The organism is Kurthia zopfii, from assembly GCF_003143955.1.
Classification (GTDB): domain Bacteria; phylum Bacillota; class Bacilli; order Bacillales_A; family Planococcaceae; genus Kurthia; species Kurthia zopfii.
Genome location: NZ_QFVS01000026.1, coordinates 23,657 through 40,558 on the forward strand (window position 1 = coordinate 23,657; position 16,902 = coordinate 40,558).

Consider the following 16,902-nt stretch of genomic DNA (forward strand, 5'->3'; position numbering starts at 1 on the left):
ATCTTAATCGAATAATTTAGAAACTGATTTGTTTTCGTAAATACGTACAATTGCATCAGCTAAAAGTTTAGCAACTGATAGTTGGTGGATTTTGCCGATTTTTTTCTCTACTGGTAATTGAATTGAATCAGTGATTACTAATTCTTTAATTACAGAGTTGTCGATACGCTCGATTGCTGGACCTGAAAGTACTGGGTGAGTACATGAAGCGTAAACTTCTTTCGCACCAGACTTGATTAGGGCTTCAGCACCGATTGTAATAGTACCAGCTGTGTCGATGATATCATCAATTAGGATACAGATTTTACCGTCAACATTACCAACGATGTTCATAACTTCTGCAACGTTTGGTTTTGGACGACGTTTATCAATAATCGCGATTGGTGCTTTAAGACGCTCTGCCATTTTACGAGCACGCGTTACACCACCGTGGTCAGGTGATACGACAACGATATCTTCAGAGTTCCAACCTTTAGCACTGAAGTAATCAGAGATTAATGGAACAGCTACAAGGTGATCGATTAGAATATCGAAGAAACCTTGGATTTGTGGAGCGTGAAGGTCTAATAATACGACACGAGTTGCTCCAGCAGTTTCTAGTAAGTTAGCCACTAGTTTAGCCGTAATTGGTTCACGTGAACGTGCTTTACGATCTTGACGAGCATAACCATAGTATGGCATTACTACGTTTACTGTACGAGCTGATGCGCGTTTAACAGCATCGACCATAATTAATAACTCCATTAAGTTTTCGTTTACTGGAGCTGAAGTTGACTGCACGATGAATACGTCACAACCACGAATACTTTCCTCAATACTGATTTGAATTTCTCCATCACTGAAGTGTTTTACAGAGCTTTTACCTAGTTCTACTCCCATTTCTTTTGCAATCGAAGCGGCAAGTGGTTCGTTAGAATTTAGAGAAAAGATTTTTAATTTTGAGTTAGCATATTGATACGGCATGATGGCCTCCTGTTAAATATTAGTTATTTATTAGTATTTAATTTGTTAGCGTAATTCTCTTTGTTCTCTTGACGAGAACGTCCGATGGCAAGTGCAAATGGCGGAACTTCTTTTGTAATCGTCGTTCCAGCCGCTACATATGTGTCTGAATTGATTGTTACTGGTGCTACTAAATTCGCATTACAACCGATGAATGAACGATCACCAATGATTGTTTTGAATTTATTCACACCATCATAGTTAACCGTGATTGTACCACAGCCGATATTAACGTCTGTACCAATCTCTGCGTCTCCTAAGTATGTTAAGTGAGATGCTTTACTACCTTCACCTAATGTAGTTTTTTTCAACTCTACAAAGTTACCTACTTTAGCACGGTTTCCAACATTTGTAGCTGGGCGGATATGTGCAAATGGACCAACGGCTACGTCAGAACCAACGACACTACTATCTACTACAGATGAATCCACTTTCGTGCGGTCACCGATTGTGCTATTTGTGATACGGCTATTAGGACCAATATGGCAATCTTCACCGATTACTGTATTTCCTTCAAGCATTACACCTGGTTGGATCACAGTATCACTGCCTATTTTAACATCAACGCCGATGTAAGTGTTAGCAGGGTTAATAAGTGAAACACCATTTCTCATATGTGTTTCATTAATTCGATCACGCATTAACTGCTCTGCTTGCGCTAAAGCAACGCGATCATTAACACCTAATGTTTCAGAGAAGTTCTCTGTCACATATGCCGATACAACTTCACCTTGTTGTTTTAAAATTTCAATAACGTCTGGTAAATAGAATTCACCTTGTGCATTGTCGTTATTTACTAATTTTAATGTTGCGAATAGGGCTTTATTGTCGAAGCAATAAGTACCTGTATTAATTTCAGTTACTTTTTGTTGTTCAGGTGAAGCATCTTTTTGTTCCACAATTTGAGCAACATGGCCTTGTTCATCACGTAGGATGCGACCGTAACCTGTAGGATTCTCAGCAATTGCTGTTAAAATTGTTGCCTTCGCATTTTGCTGTTGATGGTGTTCTAGTAATGCTTTCATCGTTTCTGGACGGATTAAAGGTGTATCACCGCAAATTACGATTGTCGTACCTTCTAAATCCCCAATTAATGATTCAGCTTGTTGAACAGCGTGTGCAGTGCCGAGTTGTTCTGCTTGTAACACATATTCACTCTTGTCACCCAACTGCTCTTTTACTTTTTCAGCGCCGTGACCAACAATTGAAACTGTGCGAGATACATTCAATGATTGAATATGATCTACAACATGCTCTACCATTGGCTTCCCACAAACCGGATGAAGAACTTTATATAACTTGGACTTCATACGTGTTCCTTGACCTGCAGCCAAAACTACCGCGTAAATATTTGTCATTTCGTGAGTCCTCCATTTAGCTGATTTTCTCTTATGACTATATAGTAAATTTAAGTATTTTTCAAGGGGTTGCGACTTGACAAAGAGAGGTCATACAACTTATCATTATAAATCTTTGTCCTTTTTTATTCCGCAAATCTTAATCCCTCGCGATTAGCTCCATTCCATCGATTAAAACCCAAATTTACTTGTTCATAGAAAATTCATGTATTTTGTATTATTTGATTTATTTCCTTGCTTAAACTTCTCATAATTGCTTTCGTATGGCTTGCATGAAATGAAATTCTAAAAAACCCTCGTGCTGCTTCTAAACCGTACCCCATCGCTTCGATTGCTTTCGTACCGTTATCATGACCAATATCACATGCGCTACCCGTGGAAATATAATACCCTTTTTCACTCAATTTTAGCATGACAAGTTGACCTTCAATCCCTTTTGCAACACAACCAATAATCGATGGTAGTTGAGCATCTTTTGATTCAATAACTTCAACTAATTTAGAATCGATATGTTGTTTGAATTCTTCTCTTATTTGCCATAAATATTCAAGTTCCATTTCTTCACTAAAACTTTGTACAACAGATGCAAATGCAACAATGGCCGGAATATCAATTGTGCCACCCCGAATGCCGCGCTCATGCGTTAAGCCTGGAAAAATAGGCGACACTTGGCAACATGGGTTCAAATAGATCGCACCCAAGCCTTTCGGACCACCAACTTTATGAGCTGAAATCGTTGCGCCATCAACTCGCGATAACAGTCCTTTTAAGTTTAACTTCATGAAAGATTGTACACAATCAATATGGGTTTTGATGCCGTATTTTTGAGCAATTTGTATCATCTCATCTACCGGTTGAATGACTCCCGTCTCAGGGTTGATATGCTGCATACTAACCATCACGGTCGTTGGGCGAATCGCCTGCTCAATCAACTCGATATTCACTTGCCCATCTGAAGTCATCGGCACTTTCGTAATTTCATAACCTTGTTTCTCCAACGCATTCATTGCCGCGTGTACAGAAGTATGTTCGGCTGCGGATGTAATAATATGTTTGCCTTTTTGCGCACCAACAATCGATAAAATTGCGATTAAATTCCCCTCTGTACCGCTTCCAGTAAAATAGATTCCCTCTTTCGATACGCCACAAGTCTGCGCGATGATCTCTCGTGCATTCTCTAGCAACTGTTCTGCCATCCAACCCGCTTCATGTAAACTTGACGAATTCCCATAATACTTAGTTGCTGTTTCTCGATAAGCTTCAATCGCTACATCCTTCATCGGAGCTGTTGCTGCATAATCTAAATAAACCATCTAATCACCTATCCCCTCTAAGAACGCTTGTTTTATTTCAAATTTTATGTAAATATATGTGACAAGACAACTGTAAAGGTGGAACGGTAAATGAGCAAGACAATTATTATCGGCAGTGGTGTCGCCGCATTACAATGTGCGCGTTTACTCCCAAAAGACGAAGACATTATTTTAATTACAAAAAGAGCGCTTAGACAACATAGTTCCTACTTCGCACAAGGTGGAATCGCAGCTGTCTATAGTAAAGAAGATTCCATACAATCACACGAGGACGACACGATTCAAGCAGGTGTTTTTCACAATCACCAATCGAATGTTCAAACATTAATTCAAGAAGGCCAAATGCAAACACATCAGCTCATTTTAGAAGGATTCCCTGTCGATCGCCTTTCTGATGGTTCAATCTCCCTCGGTTTAGAAGGCGCTCATCAGCATAAACGGATTTTACATAGCGGTGGAGATGCCACTGGCAAACATCTGACAGAACACTTAATCAACCTCTTACCGAGCAATGTCACGATTTTTGAAAACGAATGTGCAGTCTCACTTTTGAAAAATCAATATGGTCGCGTCATCGGGATTCACTCGATCGATGCAGATTGCACACATAGACAAATCTTTGCTGAAGCGGTCATCATCGCAACAGGTGGCTGTGGGTCGCTTTATTCCTATACATCCAATTGTACAAATAGCTTTGGAGATGGAATCGCCCTCGCCTATTTAGCTGGGGCGAAAATTACTGACATGGAGTTCGTTCAATTTCATCCCACGCTTCTTTACCATGATGAGCAAACTTTCGGGCTCGTTTCCGAAGCGGTTCGAGGAGCTGGCGCGCGCCTAATAAATAGTGAAGGTACATACATTATGGACTGGCATCCTTTAAAAGACCTTGCCCCTAGACATATCACTGCAAAAGCTGTTTATGACGAGCGAATGCGAGGAATCGACGTTTTTTTAAAAATCGATGAAATCGAAAATTTTGAGGGAAAATTCCCGACAATTTCTAATAACTGTAAAAAAGCAGGCATTCTACTAAACAATGGACTTCTTCCTATTACAGTTGGTAGCCATTTTCTAATGGGTGGCATTTTGACGAATTCATACGGCGCAACTTCAATTGAAGGGTTATATGCCATTGGCGAAGCAGCTTGCACAGGCGTTCACGGCGCAAATCGATTAGCGAGTAATTCTTTATTAGAAGGGATTGCCTTTGGAAAGAGGCTAGCAGACCATCTTTCCAACAAAAATCCTGAAGTAATCGATTGGCAAGTTGTTGAAGAAAACTTTGAAAATACTCATCCAACTTCATTCGCTATTGAAGATTTGCAAATTGAGATGTTTGCCTCTGCAGGAATTATTCGCGACAAAAAATCACTCGAATTTCTACTAAAAAAGATTGATTCAACAAAATTAAATCCTTTTAAACTAACATTTTCTGAAAACGAAGCTTATTTTATGCGCATAACCGCTTCACTTATCGTAAAAGCTGCTCTTGAGCGAGAGGAATCACGTGGCGCTCATATACGCGCGGATTTCCCGAATGCTTCACCTTCTTTAGCGCAAACTATTTTTGTTCAACAAATTCAAAATCCGATTCAAAAGGAGTATTGGCATGAACCAATTAAAGCTTAAACAAATGCTTACCGATTTTTTTAATGAAGATATAGGCGATCACGACCTATCAGCAGAACTTCTATTTTCAATTGATACAAAAGGAGAATTCACTTTATTTTCAAAAGATGAGGGGATTTTCTGTGGTGAATCGATCATTCAGAACGGTTTTAAATTACTAGATGAACAAGCTCACATCACGTTTTTCAAAAATGACGGCGATGCATTACATTATGGTGATCAAATTGCCAAAATATCTGGCTCCATCAAAGCGCTACTGAGTGGTGAGCGAGTTGTTTTGAATTTAATTCAACGCATGAGCGCGATTGCGACAAAAACAGCGATTGCGGTGGCACAAACAGAGGGAACAAAGACGAAAATCTGTGATACACGGAAGACTACACCTGGGCTACGCATGCTGGAAAAATACGCCGTAACAGTTGGTGGTGGATTTAATCATCGAAACGGACTTTACGACTGCGTCATGTTGAAAGATAACCATATTTCATTTGCTGGTGGTATTACAGAAGCGATCCAAATCGTCAAAAAAAATATTGGGCATACGGTGAAGATCGAAGTAGAAGTCGAGACGAAGGAAGATTTATTGGAAGCAATTAAAGCAGAAGCATCGATCATCATGCTCGACAATTGTTCACCTGAGCAATTAAGTGAATGGCTACCACTCATTCCGAAGCATATTGTCTCTGAAGTATCTGGTGGCATCACGATTGATACGATCCAAGCCTATGCTAAAAGCGGTGTAGACTGTATCTCTTTGGGCGCTTTAACGCACAGTATTAACGCTTTTGATATTAGCGCACTCGTAAAAATAAAGGAGAGTTTAAAAAAATGAATTTATTAACTTCGGTACAAACATTGCCTGAGATATATAAGGATATGACCGTTTCACAGATGGAAAACCGTATATGGGAAATTAAGAAGGAACTTGGTAGTAAATTATTCATCCCGGGGCATCATTACCAGAGAGATGAAGTCATTCAATTTGCAGATGAAATCGGTGATTCCCTACAATTAGCGCAATTATGTGCAGCAAATAATGAAGCCGAGTCCATCGTTTTCTGTGGCGTTCACTTCATGGCAGAAACTGCGGATATGCTAACAGATTCATCGCAAAAAGTATATTTACCTGATATGAGAGCTGGTTGTTCAATGGCAGACATGGCGAATATTCATCAAACCGAGGAAGCTTGGATGATCTTACAGGAGTTGTTAGGTGACACGATTATTCCACTAACCTACGTGAACTCCACTGCAGCAATTAAAGACTTTACAGGTCGTCATGGAGGCGCTTGTGTCACTTCTTCAAATGCTAAGAAGATGGTGGAGTGGGCATTACAAGAAAAAGAACGATTATTCTTCCTACCTGACCAACATTTAGGTCGCAATACTGCGTTCGACATAGGAATTCCATTGGAGCAAATGGCAGTTTGGGATCCTCATCAACGAAAATTAGAATATGAAGGGCATCTTGAAGATTTAAAAATCATCTTGTGGAAGGGTCACTGTTCTGTTCATGAAGGATTTACGCCTACACATATTCAAAACTTACGGAAGACGAAACCTGAAATGCGGATCATTGTCCACCCAGAATGTTCTCATGAAGTTGTGCAGCAAGCCGACGATGCAGGTTCAACAAAATATATTATCGAAACCATCGATGCCGCTCCCGCAGATGTCAGTTGGGCGATTGGAACTGAGATGAATCTCGTCAAAAGAATAATTAATCACTATCCAGATCGAGAAATTATCTCGCTGAATACCAATATGTGTGCTTGTTTAACGATGAATCGAATCGATTTACCACATCTATTATGGCAATTGGAAACAATTGTTGAAGGTGAAGCACAAAATCGAATCGCCGTGGACGCTGAAACGACGAAAAACGCCATTCTCTCTTTAGAAAGAATGTTACAAAGAGCATAATCCATAATAAAAGCTGTTGTCCGCAATTCAGACAACAGCTTTAACTCATTCCTGAGATTTTATTAAAATACTTTCTATTTCTAACACATTTTAATAATTTGTCGGTCACTTCAGTTTTTTTAAACTTCAGCTTCATTTAATTCAACAGCTTCTTCCTCGCTAGATTCCTCATAGGCTTTTAATACTGAATCTTGAATTTTTGTTCTCGTTCCAGCATTAATTGGATGGGCTATATCTCTAAATTCTCCATCAGGTGTTCTCTTACTTGGCATTGCTACGAATAATCCTGTATTACCATCAATTACACGAATATCATGTACAACGAATTCGTTGTCTAGTGTGATGGAAGCGATTGCTCGCATACGTCCCTCTGTTTGGACTTTACGCAATCTCACGTCTGTTACTTCCATTGTCTCACCACCTCTCATCTTAGTTGCAAAATCATACTAACTATATTACTAATTCTTCAAAAATTACCCAATTCCTTCTAATAATGATGAAATTTTTAAAATTTTTTGAATTTTGTTTATTTCATAAAAAAATACCGACAAAGATTTTTCTCTTTGTCGGCATTGGAATCATTTATTTTACAAGTGCAATTACTTCGATTTCAACTTGCGAATCTTTAGGAAGTCTCGCAACCTCTACAGCGCTACGAGCAGGTTTATGTTCACCGAAATGAGTAGCGTACGCTTCATTCATTTCTGCAAAATCATTCATATCTGCCATAAATACTGTCGTTTTAACAACTTGATCTAATGAAGATCCAGCTTCTGCTAAAACAGCTTTTAAGTTTTCAAATACTTGATTCGTTTGTGCTGTAATGTCACCCTCAACCATTACACCATCAGCAGTTAATGGAATTTGACCTGAGCTATAAAACATATTATTAACAATCATACCTTGTACATATGGTCCAATCGCTGCCGGTGCCTTTGCTGTCGCTACTTTTTTCATTTCTAGTTTCCACCCTTCGAAAAGTAATTTCCCTCTGTTAATTCAATTGTACGGTCTTTCTCATTTACTTCTTTTAGTTTTACAAGTGAATAGTAATCATCTACTAAACGCTCGTCTGGATGCTCGGCCTCTACTAATACGGCACACCCTGCCAAAGTACAATCGAACTCCTCTAAAAGATTCTTCATACCATTCATTGTTCCACCGACTTTCATGAAATCATCAGTAATTAGAACACGTTGGCCACTCTTCATACTACGTTTTGATAAAACCATCGTCTGAATACGTCTAGATGAGCCTGAAACATAGTTAATACTCACTGTTGACCCTTCAGTCACTTTATTATCACGACGTACGACAACGACTGGTACGTTCAAATGACGAGCAATTGCATGGGCAATCGAAATACCTTTTGTCGCTACAGTCATAATGACATCGATTTTTTGATCAAAAAATGCAGATGCGAATACTTTACCAACACGATTCACCAATTCTGGATTTCCTAATAAATCTGTCATAAACAAGTAGCCACCCGGTAATAAACGGTCCGAATGTGCCAGCTCTGATTTTAATTCTTCTACGATTTCTTTCACTTGTCTCTCTTGGACTTTAGGAATATATTTTACTCCACCAGCTGCTCCAGGAACAGTAACTAATAAACCAATCCCTCTTTCTTCAAACGTCTCTTTTACAATCGATAAATCTTCACTAATAGAAGATTTTGCTGATTGATAAGAATCCGCGAAGAATGTTAGAGGAATCAATTGTTGAGGATGCTCCATTAAATAATGCGTCATATCTACAAGACGCTCACTACGCTTCCATTTCATGCAATCCACTCCTGAACACGAATATTATATACAAAATTTACCACAAACATACGCATTTAATCAAGAAACTCGCGTTCTCCTAACATGCGTACAGCATACACTTCATCACAAAAACCACGTAAACCATTTACAATTCGAGTTGTTCGCACTTCATTTGATACAAGTCCGAAAACCGTTGGACCGCTTCCGCTCATTAATACTGCATCAGCACCAAATCGTTTCATCTGTTCTTTAATACTTGCTACTTCAGGATGGAGTTCCATCGTGACTGCTTCAAGTACGTTACCAAGATTGCTACACATTGCTGCGTAATCTCCGGTTGAGATGGCATCCATCATAGCTTGCGTATTCGGATGTTTGATTTGGTCAATATTTAATCCACCATAAACTGCAGCAGTCGAAACACCGATTGTTGGTTTTGCTAAAACAACCCAACAGTTTGGTGGCGCTCCGATATGCTCGATTTTTTCCCCTCTACCCCTTGCGATCGCCGTTCCACCATATACACAGTACGGAACATCTGAACCGATTTGTGCACCTAGTTCAGCGATTTGATCTAATGATAGATGGAGCTTCCATAATTCGTTTAACCCCTTCAAAGTAGCGGCTGCATCACTGCTTCCTCCTGCTAAACCAGCAGCAATGGGAATTTGTTTATCGATTGTAATCGATACACCTTCCTCAATACCATATGTATCTTTCATTAACTTAGCCGCTTGGTAGGCTAAATTACGTTGATCATCTGGCACAAAATTACTTGTCGAATGTATAATAATTTCTTGATCCGTGCGCGGCTCTAAACCTACGCGGTCAGCTAAATCTACAGTTGTCATAATCATTTCAACTTCATGGTAACCGTCTGGTCTCTTACTTAATACATCTAATGTTAAATTGATTTTAGCGGGTGCTTTGACATAAAGCATAATGAAGATTCCTCCACTTCTTTCCTTGTTGCGAATTTCGCTCGTTTATCACTGCCTTATATTTTATCATAACTCAACTTAAATAGGAGAATTAGAAATCAAGACAAACAAAAACACTTATTTAAGCTACCAAACAGTTGGCTTAAATAAGTGTTCAAAAATAAGAAAATGATAAGGGCTAGTCAATTGCGATAGCAGTTCTTGGCTCATCATCAAATGTAATTTCTACTGCTTCTGTTAAAATATCTGCGTAGCTGTATGAAACACGTTCAAATGCGTTTTCATCTTGATCTAAATCAATTACAAATACTGCGCGATATGTCTCACGTAATGTTCCAGTGCGCTCAATCGTTTTCTTGCGACCACCGTTTGCTTTTAATTGCAGACGTTTACCTAAATGTCCATCTAACGACTTTTTAATGTCGGCTAAAGTTTTTGGCATTTTTGCTTACACCTCACTAAATGATAGTATAGCAAAAAAATACGTATCCGTCAATATATAAACAAATATTTTAACAATCTATAATAATGATGTCAATTAATTTTTATGTTTTTTCTCGATTTTTTTTGTTTTTTTACGACTTTTTGAAATGTGGCAGTAAACAATCGGCTAACTTACCAAATTCTTGAATAGAGAGTGTTTCACCACGTCGATTTGGTTCAATCCCACTTGCATCTAATGCAGCTAAAATTTCTTCTTTTTTCGCTTTACCATTCGGCAATTGTGATTGTAAATTATTCAAAATCGTTTTGCGGCGTTGTGCAAATGCAGATTTTGTCACAGTAAAGAAGAAATCTTCATCTTCCACAATTACAGGTGGCTCATCATGACGGATTAATCGTAGTACAGCTGAATCAACATTCGGTTGTGGCATAAATACTGTTTTCGGAACGATCATCGCAATTTCAGCACTCATATAGTATTGAACCGCAATTGATAGTGAACCGTACGCTTTCGTGCCTGGTTTTGCTGAGATACGATCAGCTACTTCTTTTTGCATCATAACAACAAGACCACGTAAAGGAAGATCTTCCATTAATAATTTCATTAAAATAGGTGTCGTTACATAATACGGAAGGTTTGCGACTACCATAATATCCTCATAGCCCGCTAAATTCACATCGATGACTTCTTTTACATTCGCTTTTAAAATATCCGAATGAATAATGTCGATATTGTCATATGGCGACAGTGTATCTTCTAAAACAGGTAATAGGCGTTGGTCAATTTCAAATGACACAACTTTACCAGCTTCGCGTGCTAAATGTTCAGTTAATGCGCCAATTCCTGGTCCTACTTCGATCGCTGCACTATCCTTCGTTAAATCAGCATGACCAACGATATTACGTAAAATATTCGGGTCGATTAAAAAGTTTTGTCCTAAACTCTTTTTGAATGAAAAACCATATTTCTTCAAAATCTCTTGTGTGCGGATCGGTGTTGCGATATCTTTATTCATTATTTTCCTCCTGATTCATTTGTGCAATTGCTGCACCAAACTGTTCTTCTGTTATTTGAAACATCTCAAGTCTTTTAACGAGCTGTTTACCATTCGTAGGTCCGATATTTAATAATTCACCAAGTCGCTCTCTACGGTTCTTAGATGAGGGATGAGATAGAAGCTTCGCAAAGATTAGGTCATCTAATGTAATAGAAGAAACAAACTCATTGTCGCTCGCTGTATGAACATTTTCTAAGGCATGACGGATATCCTCAGATTTCGCATGTTCAATCCCTAAACCTTTACCGTTTTTAGCGATTGTTTGTTTTTTCGGTAAGAAAGCATGCTTCACTCCCGGAACATGTTCCTCGATAATCGCACGTATTCTTCTCCCTGGGAAATCAGGGTCAGTTAATACGATGACACCTCTAATTTCTTGCGCATGCTTTATACGGCTTATACACTCATCTGAGATCGCAGAGCCATTTGTTTCGATTGTATCTGCTTCCACAGCTTGGCGAATCGCTGTCGTATCGTCTTTACCCTCTACTACAATTACTTCATTTATTTTCACGGATTTCAAATCCTCTTTTCATCATTGTTTACAATATTCCTATTATACACGAATTGATTCCAGATGAAAAATAGTGCGTTTACAAAAAAGAGTGGAAGCATTTTTATCTATGCTTCCACTCTTTTGAACTATTTAAGAATTGTAACTTTAACTGTACGACGTCCCCAGTTTAATGCTGAACGTTTTGTTTTCTTGAATACATCAATTCGGTTACCACGGATTGCGCCACCAGTATCACCAGCGATTGCTACTCCGTAACCTTGTACAAGAACTTTAGAACCTAAAGGAATTACTCGAGGATCTACAGCGATTACTTTTTGGTTTGGATATTTGCGTAGGTTAATTCCTGTCGCAGTTTTACCTGAACAACCGTTACAGTATGCTGTGTAAGCTGTTGAAGATACGTAGAATGTTCTACCTTTTTTGTAGTTAGTACGCGAAACTTTCGTTGTGCGTTTTAAATACTTAGAAGATACGTATCCTTTCTTCCCTTTGTAAGAAACTTTGTACCAACCATTTTTTTGGCTGATATAAGTTACACTAGCGCCTTTGCCCAAAGTTGTGATTTTTTTGTACTTTGTGCTTGGCCCTTTACGTAGGTTAAGTGCTGCAGTTGTTTTATATTTTTTCGATGCAACCGTTTGGATTGATTCTCCAGCAAAACGGTTTGCGAAGTTTTCTTCTGAAGTTTGTACTTCTTTTTTACTTGCCTGTTCATTAGTTGTAGCGCTCACTACTGTGGCTACTACAAACGCAATCATAAGTGTAAACGTTGCAATCAACGTCATACCCTTTGAATTTTTAAATGATTCCGGGAACAGTTTTTTCATGGAATGATTTGACATGAAAAATACCTCCTTATTCACTCGTTGGATTATAAAGACTCTTTTTTGGACTGTCAACACATGGTTATTTTTTTGAAAATTAACAAATCCTTTAGAATCAACCATTTACGTGAATTGAAGGTAATAGGACTTTCTACTTAATTTTATAAAATAGGCGATGTGCGTTTTCAGTTGTTACTTTTGCTACTTCTTCTACCGTTATTTCCTTTAATGACGCGATTTCTTGAGCAATTAAAGGGATATGAGATGGCTCGTTCCTTTTACCTCTAAATGGGTGCGGTGTTAAGTAAGGAGCATCCGTTTCTAACATTAAATATTGAAGTGGTATTTCTGCCGCTACTTTTTTAGGCATTTTCGCGTTTTTAAAAGTAACTGGACCACCTAAACTAATGATGAAGTTTAGTTTTTCAATACAGATTTTTGCAGTTTCTACACTTCCACTGAAACTATGCATGACACCACCAACTTCTTCCGCGTGTTCTTCCATTAGAATTCTCACACAGTCGTCCGTCGCATCACGATTGTGAATGACGATTGGTAGTTTTACTCTTTTCGCTAATGCGATTTGTTTACGAAATACTTCCTGTTGGATTTCTTTCGGCGATTTATCCCAATGGTAATCCAGTCCTGTTTCACCAATGGCAACCACTTTCGGATGAGCAGTTAACTCTTCAATCCACTGTAAGTCCTCGTCTGTACAATCAATAGCATCTACTGGATGCCAACCAATTGCGGCATATAAAAATTCGTATTGTTCAACAAGTTCCATTGCTTTCGTAATTGTAGGTCGATCAAAGCCAACTACAATCATCTTTTGAACATTCGCATCGAGCGCTCGTTGAATTACTTCTGATAAGTCTGTTTCATATTGTTCTGCGTTTAGGTGCACATGTGTATCCATTAACATCATGGCGTCCTCCTTCACTCTACTTATTTTAGCTATTTTTATATTTCATAAATAACTTCTATATTACAGATATATTACACATATTATTTTTACCAATTAAAAATTTATCAATATAACTTATTTAGCCTATATATATACCATTTATATACTTTTAATCTATTCAAATGGTATTGTAAAAAGCAATATTCTTAAACTCTCAAATTACAATTTCCAATAGATATATTTTTATTTTGCTTATTTATTCGTGTAATTACAGCTATTTTTTACTTTAAAACAAAAAACAGCTCCTATTTTACTGCTTGTTGGCGGTTGAAATAGGAGTGTTTTTTTATTTATTCATGCTTATTTTACTTTTGCACCGTTAGCTAATTTCTCATCAACAGACGCTAAAACTAAAACATCATCTTTACTTCCCGCTAAAATCATCCCTTGAGATAACTCACCACGAAGTTTTACTGGTTTTAAGTTTGCGACTACGATTACTTTTTTGCCTACTAATTCTTCAGGCGTATAGAATTTTGCAATTCCTGATACAACTTGACGTTGTTCATAACCTAAATCAACTTGTAGTTTTAAAAGCTTATCTGCTTTCGGCATTTTTTCAGCCGCTGTAACAGTCGCTACGCGTAAATCTGTTTTTACAAAGTCATCGAATGTGATTTCTGGAGCTTGCTCTTCATATTCTGATTCAACTTTTTCAGATTGATCCGTTTTAATTGAGCCGCGCATTTGTTCACGGATGTATTCCATTTCTACCTCTGCTTCAAGACGAGGGAAAATTGGTTCACCTTTATCAATAACAGTCGTTCCTGTTGGAATCGCTTGCTCACCTGATAATGAAGCCCAAGTTAAGCAATCTTCTGATAGACCTAATTGACGTACGATTTCTTTTGGAGATTTCGTCATGAATGGTTGTAATAACACCGCCACACGACGTAAGTTTTCTGCAAGATTATACATTACCATACCTAATTGAGGTTTTAATGCTTCATCTTTCGCTAAAACCCATGGTGAAGTTTCATCGATGTATTTATTTGTACGAGAAATTAATGCCCAAACGTCTGAAAGTACAACGCTGAATTGCATTTTATCCATATTCTCTTCATATTTCGTAATTGTTTCGTCAGCTTGAGCTTGTAGTGCCGCATCAAATTCTGTCGCAACTAAGTTTTCAGTAGGAATTACGCCGTCAAAGTATTTATTCATCATAGATACTGTACGGTTTAGTAAGTTACCTAAGTCATTCGCTAAATCGAAGTTCGTACGCTCAACGAATGATTCTGGTGAGAATACACCATCTGATCCGAATGGAAGCTCACGTAATAAGAAGTAACGTGTCGCATCTAAGCCATAACGTTCGATTAACATCTCTGGGTAGATGACATTTCCTTTAGATTTAGACATTTTACCGTCTTTCATCATAATAAAGCCGTGCGCGAATACTTTTTTCGGTAATGGAAGATCAAGAGCCATCAAGAAGATCGGCCAGTAAATCGTATGGAAACGAACGATATCTTTACCAACAACTTGTACATCTGCTGGCCAGTATTTTGCGAACTCGCCATTTTCATCCGTTGGGTAACCTAATGTTGTGATGTAGTTTGTTAATGCATCAACCCATACATAAATTACGTGTTTTGCATCTCCTGGAACTCGAATACCCCAATCGAATGAAGAACGAGATACAGATAAATCTTCAAGACCTGGTTTAATGAAGTTGTTGATCATTTCATTTTTACGTGATTCAGGCTCGATAAATCCTGGATTTTCGTTGTAATAAGCTAATAGACGATCTGCATATTTCTTCATATTAAAGAAGTAAGACTGTTCTTTTACTTTATGAACCGGACGACCACAGTCAGGACAGTTGCCATTTACTAATTGCATCTCCGTGAAGAATGATTCACACGGCGTACAATACCATCCTTCGTATTCACCTTTGTAAATATCACCATTGTCTAAGAACTTTTGGAAGATCTTCTCTACAGCTTTCGTATGACGCTCTTCTGTAGTTTGGACATAATCATCGTATGAAATATCCATCATCGACCATAGTTTCTTAGCCGCCACTGTAATTTCATCTACATACACTTTAGGCTCTTTATTTGCCTCTTGTGCTTTTTCTTGGATTTTTTGACCATGTTCATCCATCCCAGTTTGGAAACGAACATCAAAGCCTAATAATCTTTTATATCTTGCCATTGTATCTGCTGCAACAGTTGTGTATGCAGTTCCTATATGAAAACGGCCACTAGGATAATAGATTGGCGTTGTTATATAGAAAGTCTTTTTTTCATTACTCATGAAAACTCCTCCATTACTTAATTTGTCTAACTTCTATTTTATAGAATTACCCATTAGCTTTCAATTAAAGTTTATTAATATCCTAGCATTGTCTTATTTTGTCGAAAAAAATCTTCTCGAATTCAAAATACTATTTCAAGCGTGAAAACTGTATAATTTGGCGGTTTTTGGCTAATTAAATCACTTATATATGTAAAAATCACTTATTTAATTCCTATTTCTTGAAAAAAACTTGAAATTTGTAAGGGAAAATAATTGACGTATATGTAATTAGTTGGTATGATATTCCACAGACGAAGAATTTATGTCGAAATTTGACGAAACATAAATATAGAAGATCAAACAATTTAAACTTAGGAGGTAGATTATTAATGAAATCTACAGGTATTGTACGTAAAGTCGATGAACTAGGTCGTGTAGTTATTCCAATCGAACTACGACGCACTTTAGGAATCGCAGAAAAAGACGCTTTAGAAATTTATGTGGATGATGACAAAATCATCTTAAAAAAATATATGCCTAACATGACTTGTGTAGTTACTGGTGAAGTTTCTGACGAAAACTTCCGCTTAGCTGGTGGTAACTTAATCCTTAGCCCAGAAGGCGCACAAATCTTAGTTAAAGAAATTCAATCTAAATTATCAAAATAGTCGACTCCGCCATTGAGTAACTATTATCTATACCCAAACTAACCTTGTTTTATATGTGTTTTTATATATAGAAAAAGCCCCTTGAAATTTCGCCGTTTCAAAGGGCTTTTCTTTTTGGCTCTTTGTCAAATAACGTTGGTGAGAGTTTTCAATTGAATAAAAATCGATTGGTTTGAGCGAGATCACGTTTCATTTATGAAGCGTGGCTCGCTCTTTTTAAATGGAAATGTAAGTAGATTCGA

At 37.8% G+C, this 16,902-nt stretch carries 17 protein-coding genes; 4 read left to right on the plus strand and 13 right to left on the minus strand.

Translation table 11 applies throughout. The annotated features are described in order from the left end of the window. Nucleotides 1–3 precede the first annotated feature (3 nt). From DF281_RS09915 to DF281_RS09925, 3 genes are all read right to left on the minus strand, one after another. On the minus strand, nt 4–963 hold the full coding sequence (locus DF281_RS09915; protein ID WP_109350101.1) for a ribose-phosphate diphosphokinase: 960 nt from the start codon (nt 961–963) through the stop codon (nt 4–6). A gap of 23 nt (nt 964–986) precedes the next feature. Then, complete coding sequence (gene glmU, locus DF281_RS09920) at nt 987–2,360, minus strand: bifunctional UDP-N-acetylglucosamine diphosphorylase/glucosamine-1-phosphate N-acetyltransferase GlmU (protein ID WP_109350102.1); 1,374 nt, start codon at nt 2,358–2,360, stop codon at nt 987–989. Between the two features lie 203 nt (nt 2,361–2,563). Then, a complete protein-coding gene (locus DF281_RS09925) occupies nt 2,564–3,673 on the minus strand; it encodes a cysteine desulfurase family protein (protein WP_109350103.1) in 1,110 nt (369 codons plus the stop codon). A gap of 90 nt (nt 3,674–3,763) precedes the next feature. Between DF281_RS09925 and nadB the strand changes: the two genes are divergently transcribed. From nadB to nadA, 3 genes are read left to right on the plus strand one after another with little or no spacing between them, the layout of a single operon-like run. After that, nucleotides 3,764–5,305, plus strand: coding sequence for an L-aspartate oxidase (nadB, locus tag DF281_RS09930; protein WP_109350104.1), 1,542 nt, complete (start codon nt 3,764–3,766; stop codon nt 5,303–5,305). Next, on the plus strand, nt 5,286–6,137 hold the full coding sequence (gene nadC / locus DF281_RS09935; RefSeq protein ID WP_109350105.1) for a carboxylating nicotinate-nucleotide diphosphorylase: 852 nt from the start codon (nt 5,286–5,288) through the stop codon (nt 6,135–6,137). Before nadB ends, nadC begins: the two co-directional genes overlap by 20 nt. After that, a complete protein-coding gene (nadA, locus tag DF281_RS09940; RefSeq protein ID WP_109350106.1) occupies nt 6,134–7,228 on the plus strand; it encodes a quinolinate synthase NadA in 1,095 nt (364 codons plus the stop codon). The genes nadC and nadA overlap by 4 nt, the downstream gene beginning before the upstream one ends. A 119-nt stretch (nt 7,229–7,347) precedes the next feature. Here the strand turns inward: nadA and spoVG are convergent, their stop codons facing one another. The 10 genes from spoVG to metG all read right to left on the minus strand — a co-directional run bounded on the left by spoVG (nt 7,348) and on the right by metG (nt 16,010). Then, a complete protein-coding gene (gene spoVG / locus DF281_RS09945; protein ID WP_109350107.1) occupies nt 7,348–7,638 on the minus strand; it encodes a septation regulator SpoVG in 291 nt (96 codons plus the stop codon). A 172-nt stretch (nt 7,639–7,810) separates the two neighbouring features. Next, entirely contained in the window at nt 7,811–8,185 is a 375-nt protein-coding gene (locus tag DF281_RS09950) for a RidA family protein (protein WP_109350108.1), read from the minus strand. Between the two features lie 2 nt (nt 8,186–8,187). After that, nucleotides 8,188–9,015, minus strand: a complete 828-nt coding sequence (gene purR, locus DF281_RS09955) for a pur operon repressor (RefSeq protein ID WP_109350109.1) — start codon at nt 9,013–9,015, stop codon at nt 8,188–8,190. Between the two features lie 56 nt (nt 9,016–9,071). Continuing rightward, nucleotides 9,072–9,938 (minus strand): 4-(cytidine 5'-diphospho)-2-C-methyl-D-erythritol kinase, encoded by an 867-nt coding sequence (gene ispE / locus DF281_RS09960; RefSeq protein WP_109350110.1) that lies wholly within the window; start codon nt 9,936–9,938, stop codon nt 9,072–9,074. A 178-nt stretch (nt 9,939–10,116) separates the two neighbouring features. Then, nucleotides 10,117–10,380, minus strand: coding sequence for a biofilm formation stimulator Veg (veg, locus tag DF281_RS09965; protein ID WP_109350111.1), 264 nt, complete (start codon nt 10,378–10,380; stop codon nt 10,117–10,119). A 133-nt stretch (nt 10,381–10,513) separates the two neighbouring features. Beyond that, nucleotides 10,514–11,398, minus strand: a complete 885-nt coding sequence (gene rsmA, locus DF281_RS09970; protein WP_109350112.1) for a 16S rRNA (adenine(1518)-N(6)/adenine(1519)-N(6))-dimethyltransferase RsmA — start codon at nt 11,396–11,398, stop codon at nt 10,514–10,516. After that, nucleotides 11,391–11,954, minus strand: a complete 564-nt coding sequence (gene rnmV, locus DF281_RS09975; protein ID WP_109350113.1) for a ribonuclease M5 — start codon at nt 11,952–11,954, stop codon at nt 11,391–11,393. The genes rsmA and rnmV overlap by 8 nt, the downstream gene beginning before the upstream one ends. 128 nt (nt 11,955–12,082) lie before the next feature. Then, nucleotides 12,083–12,799 carry a 3D domain-containing protein gene (locus tag DF281_RS09980; RefSeq protein WP_109350114.1) on the minus strand — a complete coding sequence of 239 codons (717 nt, stop codon included), beginning with the start codon at nt 12,797–12,799 and terminating at the stop codon, nt 12,083–12,085. A 133-nt stretch (nt 12,800–12,932) separates the two neighbouring features. After that, nucleotides 12,933–13,706 carry a TatD family hydrolase gene (locus DF281_RS09985; RefSeq protein ID WP_109350115.1) on the minus strand — a complete coding sequence of 258 codons (774 nt, stop codon included), beginning with the start codon at nt 13,704–13,706 and terminating at the stop codon, nt 12,933–12,935. Between the two features lie 342 nt (nt 13,707–14,048). Beyond that, a complete protein-coding gene (gene metG, locus DF281_RS09990) occupies nt 14,049–16,010 on the minus strand; it encodes a methionine--tRNA ligase (protein ID WP_109350116.1) in 1,962 nt (653 codons plus the stop codon). Nucleotides 16,011–16,381: 371 nt separating this feature from the next. Between metG and DF281_RS09995 the strand changes: the two genes are divergently transcribed. Further along, nucleotides 16,382–16,660 carry an AbrB/MazE/SpoVT family DNA-binding domain-containing protein gene (locus DF281_RS09995; protein ID WP_109350117.1) on the plus strand — a complete coding sequence of 93 codons (279 nt, stop codon included), beginning with the start codon at nt 16,382–16,384 and terminating at the stop codon, nt 16,658–16,660. The last annotated feature ends 242 nt before the right edge of the window (nt 16,661–16,902 follow it).

Bases quoted from the DNA above. Each gene is read 5' to 3' on its own strand.
- DF281_RS09915 (WP_109350101.1), bottom strand. From the start codon at position 963: ATGCCGTATCAATATGCTAACTCAAAATTAAAAATCTTTTCTCTAAAT.
- glmU (WP_109350102.1), bottom strand. From the start codon at position 2,360: ATGACAAATATTTACGCGGTAGTTTTGGCTGCAGGTCAAGGAACACGT.
- DF281_RS09925 (WP_109350103.1), bottom strand. From the start codon at position 3,673: ATGGTTTATTTAGATTATGCAGCAACAGCTCCGATGAAGGATGTAGCG.
- nadB (WP_109350104.1), top strand. From the start codon at position 3,764: ATGAGCAAGACAATTATTATCGGCAGTGGTGTCGCCGCATTACAATGT.
- nadC (WP_109350105.1), top strand. From the start codon at position 5,286: ATGAACCAATTAAAGCTTAAACAAATGCTTACCGATTTTTTTAATGAA.
- nadA (WP_109350106.1), top strand. From the start codon at position 6,134: ATGAATTTATTAACTTCGGTACAAACATTGCCTGAGATATATAAGGAT.
- spoVG (WP_109350107.1), bottom strand. From the start codon at position 7,638: ATGGAAGTAACAGACGTGAGATTGCGTAAAGTCCAAACAGAGGGACGT.
- DF281_RS09950 (WP_109350108.1), bottom strand. From the start codon at position 8,185: ATGAAAAAAGTAGCGACAGCAAAGGCACCGGCAGCGATTGGACCATAT.
- purR (WP_109350109.1), bottom strand. From the start codon at position 9,015: ATGAAATGGAAGCGTAGTGAGCGTCTTGTAGATATGACGCATTATTTA.
- ispE (WP_109350110.1), bottom strand. From the start codon at position 9,938: ATGCTTTATGTCAAAGCACCCGCTAAAATCAATTTAACATTAGATGTA.
- veg (WP_109350111.1), bottom strand. From the start codon at position 10,380: ATGCCAAAAACTTTAGCCGACATTAAAAAGTCGTTAGATGGACATTTA.
- rsmA (WP_109350112.1), bottom strand. From the start codon at position 11,398: ATGAATAAAGATATCGCAACACCGATCCGCACACAAGAGATTTTGAAG.
- DF281_RS09980 (WP_109350114.1), bottom strand. From the start codon at position 12,799: ATGTCAAATCATTCCATGAAAAAACTGTTCCCGGAATCATTTAAAAAT.
- DF281_RS09985 (WP_109350115.1), bottom strand. From the start codon at position 13,706: ATGTTAATGGATACACATGTGCACCTAAACGCAGAACAATATGAAACA.
- metG (WP_109350116.1), bottom strand. From the start codon at position 16,010: ATGAGTAATGAAAAAAAGACTTTCTATATAACAACGCCAATCTATTAT.
- DF281_RS09995 (WP_109350117.1), top strand. From the start codon at position 16,382: ATGAAATCTACAGGTATTGTACGTAAAGTCGATGAACTAGGTCGTGTA.